Annotated in this window: 15 protein-coding genes and 4 pseudogenes; 11 read left to right on the top strand and 8 right to left on the bottom strand. The window is 59.3% G+C overall.

Going from position 1 to position 17,379, the window contains the following annotated elements; genetic code table 11:
* Positions 1 to 373: 373 nt before the first annotated feature.
* Positions 374 to 2,019, top strand: a pseudogene (locus EH240_RS13975) (MFS transporter).
* Positions 2,020 to 2,213: 194 nt separating this feature from the next.
* Here the strand turns inward: EH240_RS13975 and EH240_RS13970 are convergent.
* Entirely contained in the window at positions 2,214 to 2,555 is a 342-nt protein-coding gene (locus EH240_RS13970) for a hypothetical protein (RefSeq protein ID WP_124999121.1), read from the bottom strand.
* A 537-nt stretch (positions 2,556 to 3,092) separates the two neighbouring features.
* Between EH240_RS13970 and EH240_RS13965 the strand changes: the two genes are divergently transcribed.
* Complete coding sequence (locus tag EH240_RS13965; RefSeq protein WP_124999119.1) at positions 3,093 to 3,545, top strand: helix-turn-helix domain-containing protein; 453 nt, start codon at positions 3,093 to 3,095, stop codon at positions 3,543 to 3,545.
* A 145-nt stretch (positions 3,546 to 3,690) separates the two neighbouring features.
* Complete coding sequence (locus EH240_RS13960; protein WP_124999117.1) at positions 3,691 to 4,023, top strand: hypothetical protein; 333 nt, start codon at positions 3,691 to 3,693, stop codon at positions 4,021 to 4,023.
* 43 nt (positions 4,024 to 4,066) lie between these two features.
* Here the strand turns inward: EH240_RS13960 and EH240_RS13955 are convergent, their stop codons facing one another.
* From EH240_RS13955 to EH240_RS13945, 3 genes are read right to left on the bottom strand one after another with little or no spacing between them, the layout of a single operon-like run.
* On the bottom strand, positions 4,067 to 4,765 hold the full coding sequence (locus EH240_RS13955; RefSeq protein WP_167484015.1) for a transglycosylase SLT domain-containing protein: 699 nt from the start codon (positions 4,763 to 4,765) through the stop codon (positions 4,067 to 4,069).
* Between the two features lies 1 nt (position 4,766).
* Positions 4,767 to 5,273 (bottom strand): hypothetical protein, encoded by a 507-nt coding sequence (locus EH240_RS13950; protein WP_124999113.1) that lies wholly within the window; start codon positions 5,271 to 5,273, stop codon positions 4,767 to 4,769.
* Between the two features lie 59 nt (positions 5,274 to 5,332).
* Positions 5,333 to 5,923 carry a hypothetical protein gene (locus tag EH240_RS13945; RefSeq protein WP_124999111.1) on the bottom strand — a complete coding sequence of 197 codons (591 nt, stop codon included), beginning with the start codon at positions 5,921 to 5,923 and terminating at the stop codon, positions 5,333 to 5,335.
* A gap of 102 nt (positions 5,924 to 6,025) precedes the next feature.
* Between EH240_RS13945 and EH240_RS13940 the strand changes: the two genes are divergently transcribed.
* The gene (locus EH240_RS13940; RefSeq protein WP_245436022.1) at positions 6,026 to 7,060 is read left to right on the top strand and encodes an acyltransferase family protein; all 1,035 of its coding nucleotides are present in this window, start codon (positions 6,026 to 6,028) and stop codon (positions 7,058 to 7,060) included.
* Positions 7,057 to 7,332: a hypothetical protein gene (locus tag EH240_RS13935; RefSeq protein ID WP_124999107.1), complete on the top strand. Its 276-nt coding sequence runs from the start codon at positions 7,057 to 7,059 to the stop codon at positions 7,330 to 7,332. The genes EH240_RS13940 and EH240_RS13935 overlap by 4 nt, the downstream gene beginning before the upstream one ends.
* Positions 7,333 to 7,735: 403 nt before the next feature.
* Here EH240_RS13935 and EH240_RS38870 read toward each other — a convergent pair whose 3' ends face one another.
* The gene (locus EH240_RS38870; protein ID WP_245436020.1) at positions 7,736 to 8,074 is read right to left on the bottom strand and encodes a hypothetical protein; all 339 of its coding nucleotides are present in this window, start codon (positions 8,072 to 8,074) and stop codon (positions 7,736 to 7,738) included.
* A gap of 1,457 nt (positions 8,075 to 9,531) precedes the next feature.
* On the opposite strand from EH240_RS38870, the gene EH240_RS13925 reads away from it, so the two are divergent.
* A complete protein-coding gene (locus tag EH240_RS13925; protein WP_124999103.1) occupies positions 9,532 to 10,269 on the top strand; it encodes a helix-turn-helix transcriptional regulator in 738 nt (245 codons plus the stop codon).
* Positions 10,270 to 10,905: 636 nt separating this feature from the next.
* Here the strand turns inward: EH240_RS13925 and groEL are convergent.
* Positions 10,906 to 11,302 (bottom strand): annotated as a pseudogene (gene groEL, locus EH240_RS13915) (chaperonin GroEL); the annotation flags it as partial.
* Here groEL and EH240_RS13910 point away from each other — a divergent pair.
* The 4 genes and pseudogenes from EH240_RS13910 (at position 11,296) to EH240_RS13900 (ending at position 13,854) form a co-directional block, all read left to right on the top strand.
* Entirely contained in the window at positions 11,296 to 12,642 is a 1,347-nt protein-coding gene (locus EH240_RS13910; RefSeq protein WP_124999099.1) for an ISNCY family transposase, read from the top strand. The pseudogene groEL and the gene EH240_RS13910 sit on opposite strands and share 7 nt — an antisense overlap.
* Before the next feature lie 321 nt (positions 12,643 to 12,963).
* Positions 12,964 to 13,125 (top strand): annotated as a pseudogene (locus tag EH240_RS39850) (helix-turn-helix domain-containing protein); the annotation flags it as partial.
* A 30-nt stretch (positions 13,126 to 13,155) separates the two neighbouring features.
* Positions 13,156 to 13,326 (top strand): annotated as a pseudogene (locus EH240_RS13905) (ISNCY family transposase); the annotation flags it as partial.
* A gap of 237 nt (positions 13,327 to 13,563) precedes the next feature.
* Positions 13,564 to 13,854, top strand: coding sequence for a DUF7673 family protein (locus EH240_RS13900; protein ID WP_124999097.1), 291 nt, complete (start codon positions 13,564 to 13,566; stop codon positions 13,852 to 13,854).
* 422 nt (positions 13,855 to 14,276) lie between these two features.
* Here the strand turns inward: EH240_RS13900 and EH240_RS13895 are convergent, their stop codons facing one another.
* Positions 14,277 to 14,759, bottom strand: a complete 483-nt coding sequence (locus tag EH240_RS13895; RefSeq protein ID WP_124999095.1) for an RES family NAD+ phosphorylase — start codon at positions 14,757 to 14,759, stop codon at positions 14,277 to 14,279.
* Positions 14,756 to 15,187, bottom strand: a complete 432-nt coding sequence (locus EH240_RS13890; RefSeq protein ID WP_124999209.1) for an antitoxin Xre-like helix-turn-helix domain-containing protein — start codon at positions 15,185 to 15,187, stop codon at positions 14,756 to 14,758. The genes EH240_RS13895 and EH240_RS13890 overlap by 4 nt, the downstream gene beginning before the upstream one ends.
* 755 nt (positions 15,188 to 15,942) lie before the next feature.
* Here EH240_RS13890 and EH240_RS13885 point away from each other — a divergent pair.
* The gene (locus EH240_RS13885) at positions 15,943 to 17,181 is read left to right on the top strand and encodes a DUF1173 family protein (protein ID WP_124999093.1); all 1,239 of its coding nucleotides are present in this window, start codon (positions 15,943 to 15,945) and stop codon (positions 17,179 to 17,181) included.
* Positions 17,182 to 17,379 lie beyond the last annotated feature (198 nt).

The raw sequence follows: 17,379 nt of genomic DNA, 5'->3' as shown, positions 1-17,379 counted from the left end.
CGCTCCCGATCATCAGCACCATGGTCGTCGCGCCGCACTGCCTACGGGAGCGCCGTCGGTTGGGATTCCCAGCCCGACCTGAGATGCATTCCTCCGGCTTCGACAGGTGTGACCGTCCCGACGGCGTCGCGAAGCATGCCCTCCATCATGCGCCGCATGCTTTGCTCGCGTTTCAGCCGTTTTCGAGGGAGTGACGCCGATCGAAAGTTGGACGGGATCCGCCTGCGTGCCGTTCACACGATTTTCTCCGCTGGTCCATTTTCGACCGGCAACAAGCGACGTTAAAAACAAACCCGAACTACCCAAACACCTACTTGGAATCGGATGCCCCGCGACGGGAGCTTGATCTCCTGTCGAGAAGAGACTGGTCGTCATGCCTTCGACCGACGAAAACGCATCCACAGGGTTGCTGGCGCCGCTGAAGAACCTGACGTTTAAGTTCGATCTTTCTGGCATCGCAGCTTTCGAGCCTGGGCTGGCTGATGCAAACGGTGGCGCTTGGCTGGCTCATGGCCACGGTCTCCAGCTCGGACGTTCTGGTTGCGCTGGTCCAGGCCTCATCGACCTTGCCGGCATTCTTTCTGGCGGTGTTCGTTGGCGCCATTGCCGACAACTATAGCCGCCGCATGGTCATGATCGTCGGTCGCAGCCTGATGATGGCGGCCTCCGCCATGCTGACGATCCTCATGGCCATGGGCGTTACCGACCCATGAATGATCCTGGCGTTCAGCTTTCTCGACGGCTGCGGCATCGCGCTCAGCGACCCCGCCTGGCGAGCCTCGATCGGCGATATGCTGGAGCGCCGCCAACTGCCGGCCGCGGTCACGCTGCTCAATGTCGGGTTCAACACAGTCCGCAGCGTCGGGCCCCGCGCTCGGCGGTATTATCGTGGCCGCCTTCGGACCACTTGTCACATTCGCGCTCACCACCTTGGGCTTTGTTGCCCCTCTCACAGCTTTGTGGCGCAACAAGTGGAAGGTCCAAACCTCATCTCTCCCGCGCGAATCGTTAATGACCGCCGTGTTCGATGGGCTACGCTTCACGGCCATATCCTCCGAAATCAAGTCGACGATCGTCCGCGGCACCCTGTTTTGGCTTTGCAAGCACCTCCACATTGGCGCTCATGCCGCTGGCTGCCCGCGACATCTTGAAGAGCGGCCCGGTCGGTTACGGTGTTATGATGGGTGGCTTCGGCGCCGGCGCACTTGCGGCCGGGCTCATGAACCCGACGCTCAGGCGGACGCTTACTCAGGAATGGCAGCTGGTCCTCGCCTGCATCGCATGCGCCATATGTGAGATCTCCCTTGCGCTCACGTCCTCGCTTGCAATCACAACGGTCTGCCTTGCCCTTGGCGGCGCAGGCTGGGTAACGGCATGGTCTGGACTTGGCGTGAACGTGCAACTGGCAAGCCCCCGCTGGATCGTCGGGCGAACGATCTCAATCTATAGCGCGTTCACCTATGGAGGCATCGCCGCCGGCAGCTGGTTTGGGGCGTTATCGTCCAAAACTACTCGCTGCCCTCGGCGATGGCTTGGTCCGCTCTGGCAACACTGGCCGTCGCAGCACTTGGGTTCAAACTGCCGATCAGCAATCATTCCGCGTCGGAGCTCGAGCCCTCCGGGAGCTTCTGCGCGCCGGCGGTCGCGCTTGATTTGAAGCCAAGGAGCGGGCCCATGCTTGTCACCACCGAATACGCGATCCGCGAGGAAGACGTAGATCAATTCCTGGAAATCATGCAGAAGCGCCGCTATGCGCAAAGCCGCATCGGTGCTCGGCAATGGACACTCACGCGCGATGTCCAGCAGCCATCACGATGGGTCGAGTCATATCGGACCCCAACCTGGACGGACTATCATCGTCTTCATCATCGCCTTACGGAAGCGGATGAGGAACTGGGCCAGGCACTCTTGGAACTCACTGCAGTGACAAGCCCGCCACGGACAAACATCCTGGTCGAGCGTCCTGCTGGCCCGGTGCGCAGGTCCCATTCGCCAATGGTGTATATATCGCACAAATGAAGGATGCGGGCTGGAACGAAGTATGTCGTCCCGTTGAATTATTCGACGGGGCCGGCGGATGTGAAGAGGGCAAAACAGGCAGCGACGAAACTGCCGGAGCGGCGGCAGCCTCGGAGGATGAGATTTCCATCCTGCAATTCCGAAATCTGACGGATGTGAACCCGATAGAGCAGCTCCTGGCGCGGTCGGGACTCTTAGAGTTTGAAGCGGCCAACGCGCCTATCGTTGAGTCGGTACTGCCAGATGAGGTTCGGATCCTTGGGGTTGACGCCGGATGTCGACCAAGGCGAGCGATCGGGCTTTGCAGCGTCATGTAATGGAAGATCGTCATCACAGCTCGACACCTGTAACGAGGAGGGAAGACGATAGCGTCCGAGTTTGTGCGTCAGAAACGCGATGACGCTGACTGCGGCGAGGGACAGGATCAAGAAAGCAGTGGAAAAGCCGAGCATGCGAAGGCCAGCCTCCTGATCGGGCAGGGCGAAGTAGGCGAGCACGCCGCCGGCAAATATTGTGAACGCTAGCTTCATGAGCATGACAATGGCTCCTCCTATTCCCGACGTTGATCATTATAATACCCCAAACAGAAAGTCATTATAATGATCAGCGGGGGACAGGACGGCGCGATCAAGCGTTTTTGACTGGAACATGGTGCCGCTCTCAGTGGCATCAGTTCAGGGTGCGGCATAATTTGCCCGGCGTGGTTTCGGGCTCGAAAAGGATAAAGATTGGGTTCTCGCCGACTCCGCGGGGCGAAGCCTTGCGGCTCATTTTGGGCGTGATCGGCTGCTGTGCAAAACGCTAGTTGTGCCGCTTTACCTAGGTTTACCAGGCCGCCTCGAGAGGCCAGCTCTTGAATCAAGGCGGTTGTGGCGCCTTCAAGTTTCGCTATGGGGGCGACCCAGCGGGGACCAAAAGCTATATGTTCACTTTTTGGAGGCTATAGGAAGGATGCCGCGACACTTTAGTGGCGTAGCGCGCCATCATCTCGTCCGGCTCGGGCGCCAGGCCGACCGCTGGACTTTTTAATAAAATATGGGCTTTATCCCGGTCGAATAAGGCAGGAGTGCACCGTGCCAATTTTTAAAAACAAGACAGAAGACAGCGATGGTTGGCTTTCGATCCTACTCGCGCTGCGACTTCGCCAAATCGAGAACGAGTACGCGGACTATGCGAGTTTTGCCGACGCCACTGGGCTCTCACGTGGCACGCTCTATCAGTTGCGGACGGGCAAGGGCAACCCGACGTTCGTTACTCTTGAGCGTCTGGCACGGCATCTGAAGGTGCCGGTGTGGACGCTGATCGGTCGGACTGGTGACGACGACAGCGTAAAGCGGGACATCGAGACGTTCGGCTTCAACTTCGACGAGATTGCGCGCCATATTGAGGCCACGCGTGCTGTGAAGCGTTCGATGACGGAGTTCAGTGGTGTACCTTCTTTGAGAGAGGCAGCCAGCCCCGCTGGGGCAACCTCCGAGAAGAAGCGGCTACGTCCGGCCAAAAAGGGACGCAGGAAAAGCCTGTAGCATACGAGAAAAGTAGAAGCTGCTAAACAATGAGCGTAGATTTATTTGTTACGATAGGCAGCAAATCTATTTTATATTTCTTTGACTGTCACCACAAAATCCGCCAGCGTCGATGCGATGGCATCACTTTGCTGGAGGGTTCACGATGCAAGCGAATAACTGGCAAGTCGCAGGAGACGACGCGCTCTATAGGGCAGCGGCTGTGTTCGTCGATTGCCACCCGAAACCAGGGGTGGAAGAGGTTTCGGAATTCCTGCGGAAGAAAGGCAAGCCCGAGACGATCACGTTGGTGATCGGACAGTTCATCGTGGCGGCCCTGTTCGAAGGACGACACGCGGACCTGCTATACTGGTCGCTGGTTGCGGCCGAAGTGAACTGCGTTGGGATGGAGCAATGGCCTGATGATGTATGCCAGGAGTTGGCAAGCCATCTGAAACGCGGATTTGGAAAGCTCTCGCCGCGCAATCTCTCCCATTGAAGAGGCTGCGGGCCGAAGGCCCGGCCTCAATGGGGAGACGGGGTCAGACCTGACCAGAGGCAACGTTGATGTCGCTGCCGGCGGGACCGGGAGCGGATGAAGCGAGTTTTGTGTCACCGCCGTTAGGCGTCGGAAAGTCGCCTGGTCCCATTTGGCAGACCGCTTGCGCGCTGCATCCCTGAGGAATGGATTGGCCGGCCGAATTGAGGCCGGCATAGCGGCGGTTTACGTCGTTCGTCCAGTTACGGCGCTGGCTTTCAGTGCTGCCGTTGTAACGATCGGCGAGGCAGCGAATACCTGACGTGCCCCCGCATGATTTGACGGCATCGCGAAGCGTCATTACGCCGCCTTCAATGTTTTCGGACAAGATGCCTCGATCCATTCCGTAGGCGCGGCCGGTCGCCCCCGTAAGCTGCATCGGTCCAAGAACGCCACTGAAGGAGCCGGCACATGCTGACATCGCGCCTTCGTGAGCGGACACGGCAAGAGCGAGCTTGGGATCAACGCCATACTTGGTGGCGGCGTCTACAATCATATTGGCGATGTTCGGGTTGCGCTCCATCATCTCTTGGGTGGACGGATAGCTCGGCAGACCCGCTCCGTTCTTGCAAAGGGAAAGCAAGGTCGTCTTGTCATTGAGGTCGCAAGTATTTGCATCCTGGTCAAAGGATTTCGCTTGCGCAACACGCGCTTGTCCGACGACCAAGAGCGCGGAGAGGAGTATTGGCAGGGGACGCAGCATCTTACTTGCCCGGGCAGAAATTATAGAGGGTGCCATTGATGGAGAGCGCGTCGCTGGATGGGCGCGTAATCTTCATGGGCGTGATTACCGGGGAGTTGCTGCCAGGCTCTGTACATGAGGCTTGGAACGCGTCTCCATGACGGGTGCCTGCTATCTTGCAGGTGCTTGCGCCGACGGTGATTGCGTCGCCGTCGAACTCGGCAAGTTCGAGAGCGCCGACGCCTTGATCGAGATCGGCACATATGTGTGTAGACGCTACATATGATCCCTGTGGAGCCTCGAGCGGATCAAGCGCTTGCGCGATTACCGGCGAGATCAGGACGGCTAGAGTCGTGAAGACTATCGGGCTAGCTGTGGTAAATCTCTTGAACACCATCCCGCCGCGACCGCCGGCAGGAGCCGCGGTCAAGGCCGGCCATCGCGCGCCGTGAGGGAAGCCTTGATCCGCAGACGATGGCGTGTGGGAGGCTGGGGTACTGAACAAGGTCAGGTTCTCCATGTCGGTCATGGTTGCGCTCCTTCCGAATATCGAGGTTGGCGGAAACACCACGGCGGGAACTGCTTCCTCTAGGGTTGCGGGACAGGGACCCGGAATTGGCATTCCTGGGCGATCTCGTCTTGAAAGACGATGCCGGCGCGAATGGTTTTGGCCTGAACATCATATGCACCCATCGCGCCATTCCGCGCGAAGTCGGGGCGGGCGTTGTTCGGTTGCAGGCCATATTCGATGAAACAGCCGAAGCCAGCGTCAGCGACCGTGGATCGGCCGTTCTGATAGATCGCCAAGCGCATGGGGCACCGTTTCAGCGTGGCATTGCCGACGGGATCGGTGCGGATCGGCGAGCAGCCGGTGAGCGTGTGCAGGACCGAGAGGACCACGGTTTTCGTCGGACTGCGCACGACGATGTGGCTCTCGGAAGCCGGCGCGTTGGCGACCGTAAAACGCGTATCGCCTTTGGCCTGGTAGGCCTCGTTGTTCTTTTTCAGGCGGTCGGCCCAAAGCGAGGCGAAGGGCACAGCTTCCGAGATCGGCAGCTCGAGATCGGCATAGGCGACGGCGCGCCAGGCGTTCGGATCAGGCGTGAGCGACTGAGCCGAAGCGTGGGGCGACAATGTAAGGCCCGCGGCCACCGCGATAAAAGTCAGGCGCTCGTGCATTCCTTGCCTCGCTTTTGTGCCCTATGATTAAATCAATATACTGATGATTGTCGAGAGCGTTATTTGATGAAACAGGAAGCTCGCCTATCGGGGTTGGATGAATTGCGGGGGCTGGCGATCGGGCTGGTGGTGCTGTCGCATGTCGGGCCGGTTTTCGGAGAAGGCGGGACGAGCGCCGCTCTGCTTTTTGCGCCGGCATGGAGCATCGGGGTCGACTTGTTCTTTGTGATTTCCGGCCTGGTGGTGGAACGCTCATTGCGAAGCCTGCGCCTCGAGCTCGGAGCGCTCGAGGCGGCCTCCGCCTTCTATGTCAGGCGTGCTATGCGGATCGTGCCGCTGGCCTGGTGCGTCGCCACCATCCTCTCGATCGGGCTGGTGATCCCGGGAAGTGGCGTTAAGCCTGCAGATGCGAGGGCGGCCTTCGCCTTCATCTCGAACGCGCATTGGGCGCCCTGTTTCGGGGGCGCCATAGGATGCGGGAACGCCTTTGCGTTTGGGCCATTCTGGTCGGTCGCCGCAGAGATGCAATTCTATCTGCTGGCTCCGCTCCTGGTGTTCTTGCTACCGCGCCGGGCGCTCGTCGCGCTGGCCGGGCTCGTCCTCGTGGTCGGGGCGTTCACGCTCCGGCCATGGGGCGGGACGCTTTGGACGTTCCGCATCGATGCCATCGCGGTCGGGCTGGCGATCGGCGCAACCATGGGCACAAGCGCGTGGCCACGGTTGGCCGAACATCTGCGGGCGATCGGTAACATGGAAGCGGCGTTCTGGATGACGATCGGGGGCTTCATGCTGGCGATCTTGCCGCCGGCGACACATGGCGTGGGGACTACCGCGCTGGCGCTGATGTGCGGGTGGATCGTGACAAGGGCGACCTTGCGGGATGATTCTGTGAACTGGCCGGGGCGGATGCTGCGCCACTTAGGAGACATCTCCTATGCCCTCTATCTGATTCATCTGCCGGTGCTGGCACTGTCGAATTGGTCCCTTGGCCAATTCCTGGGGGCTCCGGCGACGGCAACGCTCTCGATCGCGATCGCGATCGGGCTGTCTCATGTGCTGACGAAGGCGATCGGAGATCCGCTCCGCCAGCTCGGCCGCCAATGGTCAAATAGAACAGTACGGGAGGTGTCGCCGTGACGGAAGAAAATCGTCATTGGTTGCTTGGTGGTGAAGATGTCGATCAAATTCCGCGAGGGGTGAGGGCGCTGGCGGAGCAGCTATTGACCGAGACCGACGGCGATGCCGTGGCAGCGCTCGTCGCAGCATGCTGCGTCATTGGAGCCATGCGCTCGGCGGTATCGAGGGGTATGGTGCGCGACGGATCCCCGTCAGGGGTCCATATCGCGCAAGTGCTGGATGTGTTCGTGCGAAGCGAGCCGCCCAGCAGAAGAGCAGAACCTAACCGGTAGGTCTCCACCGTGAAGTAGCTACGATGTGGGGAGGCAGTCGCCCCCGTTCTTCCTGAAGAATCAGGATGGGAAGCATGATTTGCGGCCGGAGGTGAGCGATGCGGCCGAGGTGCTAAAGGCTGCCATGACTGATTGCGGGACCGTACGCAATACGCTCGAAGTCGCCGAAGACGGCCGTCACCTCTCGGAAATCTTCGATCCTTTCGGCATATCTGGGGTCTTCGCGAAAGAGACGCGGTAGCGCACCGGCACGCTGCGTGACGACGCATCCGCAGCGTCACAAAAAGCCGCTCGCGAAAGCTCTACCTCTCATGCGCCGCCATCTGTGTGGATCATCTTGGCGACGCGCCTTGTTCTTGTGCGCATACGGCTTGCCGACACGCGGCAGTGTGACGGCCGCCGCTTAGTAGCGGTTGCCGAACCAACCCTTGCTCTTCGGGGGTGAGGGTTCTTGATAAGCCCACGGCACAGACCTGTAGGGCGGCCTCGGATCTTGGACGTGCCAAGCCTTCTGCCAATAGTAGAAATTTAGGGGTACTCGGGCGAGCACGCGACCATCGGCAGACAGGAGGTCGGAAGCGCAGGCGACGACGGGGCCGTCGTAATGTTGCACGCGGCCGGTATAGCCGTTGAGCGCTCCTGGCCGGCAGGCAAAGACGCGAACGCCTGCAGCGATCGTGTCCGGGGCTTCCGCAGGAACGGAGATCGTCTTGATGCCTTCCTTCGTGATGAGCGTGCGCACAGGCACGGAGCTCCAACGTGAGCGGCGCAAGGCGTTATTCGCCTGAGCTTCAGTTGGGTAACCGGTTCGCTGGGTCATGATCGGCGGGAATCGGCCCCAGTCGGGCGCATATTCCTGTCGGCTGCGACTGACTCGATCGGGCTTCCAATAGGATTCTGTGGCCGAAACGGGGCCACGCGGTGCCGAATGTGGAGCATCCGGCACTCGCCCGGCGCAACCGGCGAGCAAGGCCGCAGATGCGGCGAGGGGGAGGATGTGAAGAAAGGAACGCATATCGTGCTCGGGGGTCATGGGTTCGCAGGTGAGGATTTCCGGTACAGCCAAGGCATCTGGACGGTGCTGGCCCAAATGCCACGATAGGTTTTGCGAGCCTCGCGCCCGATCTGGGCGTAGAGGGGGATGCGACGATCGGCATCGTGAGGGTGACGGCTACGCCGGCTTTCAGCACTCTCGCCGGCGACCTCGGCCATTTCGCTGATTGCACAACGCCCGGGGACGACAGCCTCGTCTTTCCGGATCGGTGAGCAGAGGACCCATTTTTTCAAGGTCGCGGTTACGAGCCATGCCATGGCGACAACGCCACATGGCTACGTCTGCTTTTCCAGATCGCGGTCTGGCCCAGGTCGCAGCCGTCAACGCCGCGGAGGGTGCACGAACCAAAAGTTGATTGCTCGTTCCCATGACTCACACTTCTATAGATTCATTAATGCATTAAACTATCTCAAAGATCGCTGTGCAAGTGTCTCTGACTCATATCCAGAGAGGGGAGGAGGGCGCTCGTATCCGGACCGGTTGCCCGATGGGCCGGGGGGTAGGGCCACGGTGCGAGTTGGCGCGGGACGGTCTTATTTTCTTGATTTCGGCTAGGGCTGGGATGACCATCAGACAATCGATACTCTGAATGCGCGCTATGCCGCAGCGGTCGCAGCGGCATCCGAATGGACGAAACTCAGCGGCTTTGTGGGTAGCCTTGCCTGATGTCGCTGCGAGCTTCCCGAAGCCGCTGTTCGAGCGCCAAATAGCGAGCCGTAATCGCACTCAGCTTTGTGAAGAACTGCTTGCTCTGCGCAGGGTTGCCCGGCGCAGGTGGAGGGGCGAAAGAAAAAAGAGCATCGCTATCAGCGTCTATTTGTTCCAGCTCCGCACAGAAACGGCAAACCTCGTGGTCGGTGGTTCCGGAACTCCGATGGGATGCAGGGCGCGAGGAACGCGTGGAGCTAGTCTGCCGACCCACATCGTTTGACGAAAGTACGAGCGTATCCAAGGCGTTTCCTCCACGCCGGGTTGTGGCCATGCAATCTGGAATAAAGCAGGTTGCAACCTGAGTATACTGGCGGTTTCGCCTGTCACTTTTGACAGGTCGTGAGACGCTGGAATCCCGCGAGGAGCAACCTTAGTTAAATAGCCCGCCCGAATGGCTTGGAGAGGCACGTCGATAGCAAGGAGGTAAGCTGGAGATGGCGCAATTTGATTCAAATTTTCACGAAATGATTGAGGGTATTCGAGCAGTTGCCTCTCCTGCGGACGCAACGGACCTTCTCAACGCAATTGTCGAAAGTTACGGCCTGGAGACGGCGGCCTTCCTTACCGTCCGGCCGGTTTACGAGGAGCCGAGTCAGCCGTTCTATGTGACCACCTATTCGCCTGACTGGGTGAAACGCTACATTGAGAAGGATTTTTTCGACATCGATCCGGTGCTTCCCTGTGGGCTGCGTGCTGTGACATTGGTTGATTGGAAGGAGATCGACCTATCGGACAAGGCCGTGCGCACGTTCTTCGGTGAAGCGAAAGAACATGGGGTCGGGAAGCATGGCGTCACGATCCCGGTTAGGGGTGTCGACGGCGACCGCGGCATTCTGAGCGTGACGAGCAACGAGAACGCAGCAGCGTGGCAGGCGTTTCTCAAATCCGAGGTTCGTGACTTCCAGCATCTCGCCGGCGAATTTCACAATGCTATCGGTCGAATCCAAGGAAGGCCACGCCATCAGACGGTCTGCTCTGATAGAGAGGTCGAATGCCTGAAATGGTACGCGAGGGGAGAGAAGGTCAAGAGGACCGCAGAGATACTGTCGCTGTCCCCTCGCACGGTCCGATTTCATCTTGATCTGGCACGGGCCAAGCTGGGTGCCAAAAGCTTGGCGCATGCGGTTGCGATCGCGGCAGAGCGCGGCCTTTTCTTCCGAAGACTGTTCTGATCGGTAGCCATGCTTCGCCGGAAGGGCCGCGGGCGATGGTTGCCGCCGGCAAAACTCGTTCCGCTTCGTGAAGCTGGGATTATAGAATGACTAGATGATGGGGAAAGAAGGGAGACGTCGCTCTGATCCGGAAAGGCGCCGCGACGCTCTGAGGGTAGAGCGCTGGCCAAACCAAGTGCCCTATTCGCAGACCATACGGTACCGCTTGCCGGGCTCGCTGACGTTCTTGCACACAAGCGGCTTGTGTGGCTCGGAAGAGGAGAGCGAAGGACTTGCGACCCGCCAAACGCCTCTCTTTGATGAACGGCGCGGTTCGAGCCTCTCCGGCTCATGTGGCGCAACCGGAAACAGGCTGGTTTCGATCTGTGGCTGCTGCAGCCGTAGCGGCCCTTTGTCAAAGAATCGCCTAGCATCAAGTGATCTCGGAATAATCACCGTACCATCCTCGCTGCGCGCGCAGCCGCTACCCAACAGTAAAGCCAGCCCCACGAAAAAAGGCAGAATCCGTTCAAACATAAGCACAACCATTGGCGGGCATATACCCCGGCTTGCGGTCGCCGACAACCGGCTGAATGGGCACGAAGAAAGGGCGACATTACTCGCCGCCCTTCCGAAATTGTCGAGATGGGTGGATCTTTAGAAGTCCATGCCACCCATGCCGCCGCCGGGCATGCCACCCGGGATAGCGCCGCCGGAGGTTTCCTTCTTCGGAGCTTCGGCGATCATGGCTTCGGTGGTGACCAGCAGGGCGTCCTGAAGGGGCCGTGCGCACGACCTTGACCGGATCGACGATACTCATTGCGATCATATCACCATATTCGCCGGTCTGGGCGTTGTAGCCGTAGGTCGCAGCCTTGTTGTCGAGGATCTTGCCCGCAACGAACGAAGCTTCCGCACCGGCGTTTGAGGCGATCTGGCGGGCCGGAGCCTGCCAGCGCGCGATGGCGATGCCGCGGCCTGGTCGGAATTGACGGCCGGTGATGGTGATGGCCAGCGAAGTGCGCAGCAGAGCGACGCGAGCGCGAGCTGCAACGCATCGAGGTGCTGTCGAAGGTTTTGGAGCGGCGCATGACGGTTGTCTCGGCGGCGCATGTGCTGGATATGACGACGCGTCAGGTCCAGCGTCTGCTGAAGCTGTTCAGAGCCGAAGGCGCCGCAGCACTTCGGCACAAGGCTCGAGGACGACCGTCGAACCATCGATATGTCGCCGGCATCGGTGAACTGGCGGTTCAGTTGGTTCGGGAACACTATCTCGACTTCGGGCCGACCTTGGCGGCCGAGAAGTTGGCGGCGAACCACGGCCTGGTCGTGTCGCGAGAGACGTTGCGCAAATGGATGGCAGAGGCTGGAACCTGGCTGTCGCGAAAGCAGCGCAGGACGTTCCATCAGCCCAGATTACGTCGGGAGTCGTATGGCGAGCTGGTACAGATCGACGGCAGCGATCACCGTTGGTTCGAGGAGCGGGGCGATCCATGTACCCTGCTCGTCTTCATCGACGACGCCACGAGCAAGCTTCAGCAGCTTCGCTTTGTAAAGTCGGAGAGCACCTTCAGCTACTTCGAGGCGCTCGAGCTCTATCTGAAGGCACACGGTTGCCCGGTAGCGTTCTATTCCGACAAGCATACGGTGTTTCGGGTGGCGAAGGCCGAGGCCCGCGCCGGCCGGGGCATGACGCAATTCGGGCGGGCGCTTTCCGAACTCAACATCGAGATCCTGTGCGCCAATTCAAGTCAGGCCAAAGGCCGGGTCGAGCGGGTCAACCGGACCCTCCAGGATCGTCTTGTGAAGGAACTGCGCCTCGCCGGCATATCGAACATCGAGGCGGCCAACGCTTTCCTGCCGGGGTTCGTTGCCGACTTCAACGAGAGGTTCGCCAAGGTCCCTGCCCGACCGGACAATCTGCATCGCGCATTGAATGTTGCGCTGGATCGGCTGCGTGACGTGCTGTGCAAGCGGGAGCAGCGTTATGTCGGCCAGCAATTGTCGTTCTCCTACGAACGCAGGCAAATCATGCTTGAGAAGAACGAGCTTTCGTGCGGGCTGGTCGGCAAATACGTCGATATCTACGAGCTCGCCGACGGTCGGCTGGACGTTCGATGGAGAGCGTGTTCCTTGCCCTACACCGTCTTCGACAAGGAGCAGCGCATCACGCACACGGCGGTCACCGAGAACAAGCGGCTCGGCGAAGTGCTGACCTGGATCAAGGCTCAGCAGGACGAGGCGCGGCCTCCGTCGAAGATCAAGACCAACAGCGAACAGATCGCTTACAAGAAGCGTGGGTCGAAGCCGGGCCGCAGGACAGATTTCATCAACGACCCTGCCGTCATCGCGCGGCGAGAACAGGCACTGACAAGGGTGGCCGCTGCCGAGTGAAGCGGCTTTCAAAGCTAAAGCCAGGGAGCCAAGCTGGAACGCGCCCGATCGGGCTGCGCAACCCCGACCAGCTGACGCCCGATCGGGCACTCATGTCGGCGCCAGGAAGTGCGTCACTGTCGCATTTCTAACTTGCTGGACCCTGCCCCTCGCAAACGCAGGATGCGACATTTCTACTTTGCAGGGCCGGCGACATTTCTACATCGCCGCCACAAGTTAAAATGTCCGGGTTTGGCAAAGTAGGAATGTCGCTCCTGCTTGTGCGCTGCCAATCTCTCCGCCTTCGACGGTGCGGGAGATTTCAACTTGGGACTTGTTCTGATGAGCGAACGCGAGCTGAAGCGTATCGAGGTTTTGTCGAAGGTCATTGAACGACGCATCTCCACTGCGTCGGGCGCGAAGATCCTGGGGCTCACGGTCCGCCAGACCCAACGATTATTGAGGACATTCCAAGACGACGGTGCCGCGGCTCTCCGGCACAAGGCGCGCGGCAGATGTTCGAACAATCGCATCCCTCGGCGGACCGGACAGACCAACCATCTGTTCGGGATTCCTGATGGCAGCCAGGCCAATGGCTATGTGAAACGCGGTCGCAAGCCGGGCCGCAGGACGGATTTCATGAACGATCCAGCCGTCATCGCTCGGCGGGAACAGGCATTGGCGGGGCTGTTGGCTGCGGAGTAGACGTCCAGTCCGGCACTCAAAAGCTAAGGCCGGGGAGCTTGGCTGAGCCGCACCCGATCGGGCTGCGCAACCCGGCCAGCTTACGCCCGATCGGGCGCTCCCGTTGCGCCAGGCGGCACGGCACAGTCGCTTCGGTTGAGCCGACAATGCAGCAAAGGTTGCGCTCGCGTGCCGTAGCCATCATCTTCATGTGGTGTCATGATATAGGTGTCAGAAGCGCCCTGTGAGGAGCCGACCATGGAGCCTGAAGCGGAAGCCGCCCTGTTTCGCCTGATTGACATCGCCAGAAGCGATACCGGTCAGAGTAGACGCGTAGCCGATTTTCTATTGGCATGGTGGAACGCCGGAAGCTGCGGCTCCTTTGATCTGACAAGTCTATGGGCGCTGGATCGGGCTATTGTCGAGGACATGGCTAAGGTTTTCCAGGCGATTGGTCGCGTTCATTCATACCCAGATCAACTCGGCTACGGCGAGCGATTTGAGGCGATCGTTCGAGCGTGGCGTCCTGAGCTTGTCGAGACTGCCTAGACTCCGTTTCCCGCAATTCGCGTTTAGCACGACAACCTCTGATCAGCTGATGCCGATCGGGCGATTTCGTCGTGGCAGGCAGCAACGTGATACGACATTTCTACTTTGCTGGCGGCGCGACATTCGAACTTGGTTGCAACATAGGTTGTAGATATTAAAGAAGGCGGCAACTCTCCGCTAGGAAGTGACGTTCCTAGATTAGAAACGCTATCACGAAGAATTTCTGCAAGAATTCGGGTTGCACTGACAGAGATAAACGAGTTAGCCCCCATCTATTGGTCTGGGCAGCAACCCCTGCGGGAGGGGCAAACCGCCGAGGTAATGCTCAAGCCTACGATGGCATGTAACGACGACAATCTCATCAATGCTTCGAGCCTTGTGCGATAGACTTGAGTTGCAGGCGACAGAAAAGCCCCTCCCCGTTAGGCGCCAAACAGCCGCCGGTCCCAGTAGACGGGCTGATGCAGACTCGTCTGGATCCTTGAAAACTCCGGATGCGCTGGATTGATCAGCACATTGCTATCGAGACGCGCCACGACACTCGGCACCAGCAGGATGACGCTGCGCCGTTCTAGACACCAGCTTTCGCCAAATCCCTTGCTCACCGTCGCCGGCATCATGTCCCAGCCGGGCAGCGTCGGCTGGGAAAAGACCTCGTAGCTCAGTCCGCGCGGGATTGTGATTTCGATGTAGTGCTGGTTGGGCGGCAGTCGCCCGCTGCCATGCACCAGCTTTTCCAACAGGGCCGTCGAATAGTGCTCACTGGTGTAGATGATAGGACTTCCAGGCGTGTTCCATCGCCCTGGCGCAATTGTCGAGCCGGTCTTATCGAAGATCGGGTAGGTGCCGGCCGGATCGCCGATGCGAAAGGACGATAGCGTGCGATCGAGAGTCTGCGCCGTCACGCAGCACTGCCGTACTTCAGACTTCCGAGGATATCGACCACCATTTCGGCGCCGAATTCGCTCAGGATAACGACGTCGATCGGTCGCTTGTCCTCAATCATCGGGTGCAGCCGAAACAAGAAATCGCGCGCTTCCTCTTCGTTCTGCCAGACATCGACAGCAAGCCCCCAGACGCGCGCCACGCGGGCCAATCGTGTGCCCTCGTCCGAGGAGAGGCGATGTACGATCTTGCGCCGTTCGTAGGTCGCCTTGGGGATCAGCCGGTATTTGAACTGAGCATCGCCAGGCGCCAGAAGATGCGCAACACGCTCGAGCGCGCCAATGGGAAGTCCATCCTCGATCCGGGAGATCAGCCCGAAAGGCGACCGCGCCGCCACCTCTTTAACGGGCAGCCCCAACACGTCTGCGACATTGCCGAACGCTAGCATATCACTCTCCATTCCATGTGAGGCAACATATAGCCTCATATGATGCGCCATACAAGCCCTTGCATCAGCGCGAACCGGTGCGGTCACCCTGTGATCCTTGCAGTCACGCCCTTGGCCTTGGGCGCCCGCCATCAGCATCGGTCCCATCGACAACTCCCCCGCGTAGCCTTCGAAAAGCACAGAGCGGCGAGTGCGAACTCGTCTTGCCCTCGAATGATCGACACCAGGAAAAACGCGTTCCGGCAGCGCTCCGGAACAAAGAATAGCCGGGCTCGAAACAGCCCGGCCAAAAGAACGTTAAAACCTTGAGAGGAACACCGTCCGGCGGAATGGGAGGAAACCGCCGGACGATCTTCCCTGTTTGATCTTATTTCAAAACCTTGGCGACGAATAGAATTCCAAAAAACATATAAAACGGCAACAATTCGTGCGCCGCGATTGTCATCATGCAGCCCCATTTCGCAGCCCGCTTGCGCAAATTCGTGTCAGCTTCATAGATCCGTTGCGACGGTTTCGTACGTTTGGGAGACGGCTTTGCTTTGCGGCCGTGGAAAAAGGATGGAAAAAATGTCCAAGATCCCCGGCAAGACCGAAACGATCGAAAACGTCGAATCCCTACCTTCGACCCGCCCAAGGCTACCAAGCATAACCACAGTCAATCCATAGAAAGCATCGTTGAACCTAATGGGTTGAATGAAACATCGATTCAATGATTTAATCATAGGGTGCACGATCTAAAGTCGGATGGCAGCCTTATGAGTGACTTTGCTATTCTGGGTCGCACGGTTGGCCCACAGCATCCGGAAATTCAGACGTTCTTGCGTCAGGCGCGGGACAAGCAGGCCCGTGTCTTGTGTTTGTGTCGCCATCCCGGCGTGCCGATGTACATTGCCGCCGTCGGTGAGGAATTGATCGTCAAGCGCATGCCGAACACCGGCAAGGACCATGCGGTAGACTGTGATCGCTATGAACTGCCCCTTGCACTGTCGGGAAAGGCGGAGGTCTTGGGTCAAGCGATCATTGAGGATCCTGCATCGGAGGCAGCGCGACTGAAGCTGGCCTTCGCACTGACACAAGGCAAGCCGCGACAGGGACCATCCGGCGAGGGGACTTCGCACCACACTGTGAAAGCCGATCCGAGGAAGCTCACGCTGCGAGGCTTGCTCGACTATCTCTGGGAAGAGGCGGAGCTGACATTAATGGCGCCCGGCTTTGTGGGAAAAAGAAACTGGGGCTTGGTCCGGAGATTTCTTTGGGGCGCGGCCGATGCAAAGTCGAGCCAGAAGTTCCAGTTGCGCGAGCTGCTGTTTATGCCGGCAATGTACTCGCCAGAGCACAAGGATCGCCTGGCAGCGGATCGGGAGCGGGCTTTCGCGGCGGCAGCCATGGCGAAGCACAAGAAGATCGTGATCGGCATTGTGAAATCGCTGGATCCCGCCCGGTTTGGCGGCAGGCTGTCGATCAAGCATATACCCGACGCGCCGCTCTTCCTGGATGAGAAAATGTTCAAGGCAGTGCCGAAGCGCTTTGCAGCGGAGTTCGACCTGTGGCGACTGCACGAAAATTCGCACCTGATCACCATCGCAACGGTCATGCAGATGCCGTCCGGCATTCTGTCGATCGACGAAATCGGCTTTATGAACGTGACGGAGAACTGGATTCCATTTCAGCGCAACGACGAAAAGGAATTGATCGAGCTACTGACCGGGGAGCATCGGCGGTTTGTGAAAACGCTGCGCTACAACGTCCTGCCGGCGGCGGCGATGGCGTTCGGTCTTCTGACCGACGTTGACCAGCAGGGAACGGCGCTTTTTATAGTACCGCACGATGCCAAGGAGGCGGTACGGGCGGAATTCGACCATCTGATTTCAAGCTGCGAGCTCGAGACCTGGTGCTGGGACGCAAGCGGCCCCCGGCCGGCGCTACCGGGCAAACAGCAGCGGCTTTCGGCTCCGCCTGGCAGGCAGGCTTTGGAATATCGACCGAACACGTGAAAAGCGCAAAGTGCGTGGCTGCCGCGCAGTAATCGGACCCAGCCAGGAACCAGATATCGTGAACAAGCGAAAGGCCAGATGACAGCAATGATTGGACGCGGTTGGCGGACCGCTGATCGGGGCCGTGACCAGGGAGTGCGAAAAGGAGAAAGCGATGCTGAAGAAATTCGACATGGATCCGGGAACGGGCATTGTCAT

The sequence above is a fragment of the Mesorhizobium tamadayense genome, assembly GCF_003863365.1.
Classification (GTDB): domain Bacteria; phylum Pseudomonadota; class Alphaproteobacteria; order Rhizobiales; family Rhizobiaceae; genus Mesorhizobium; species Mesorhizobium tamadayense.
This window is presented reverse-complemented; position numbering and strand designations above follow the sequence as displayed.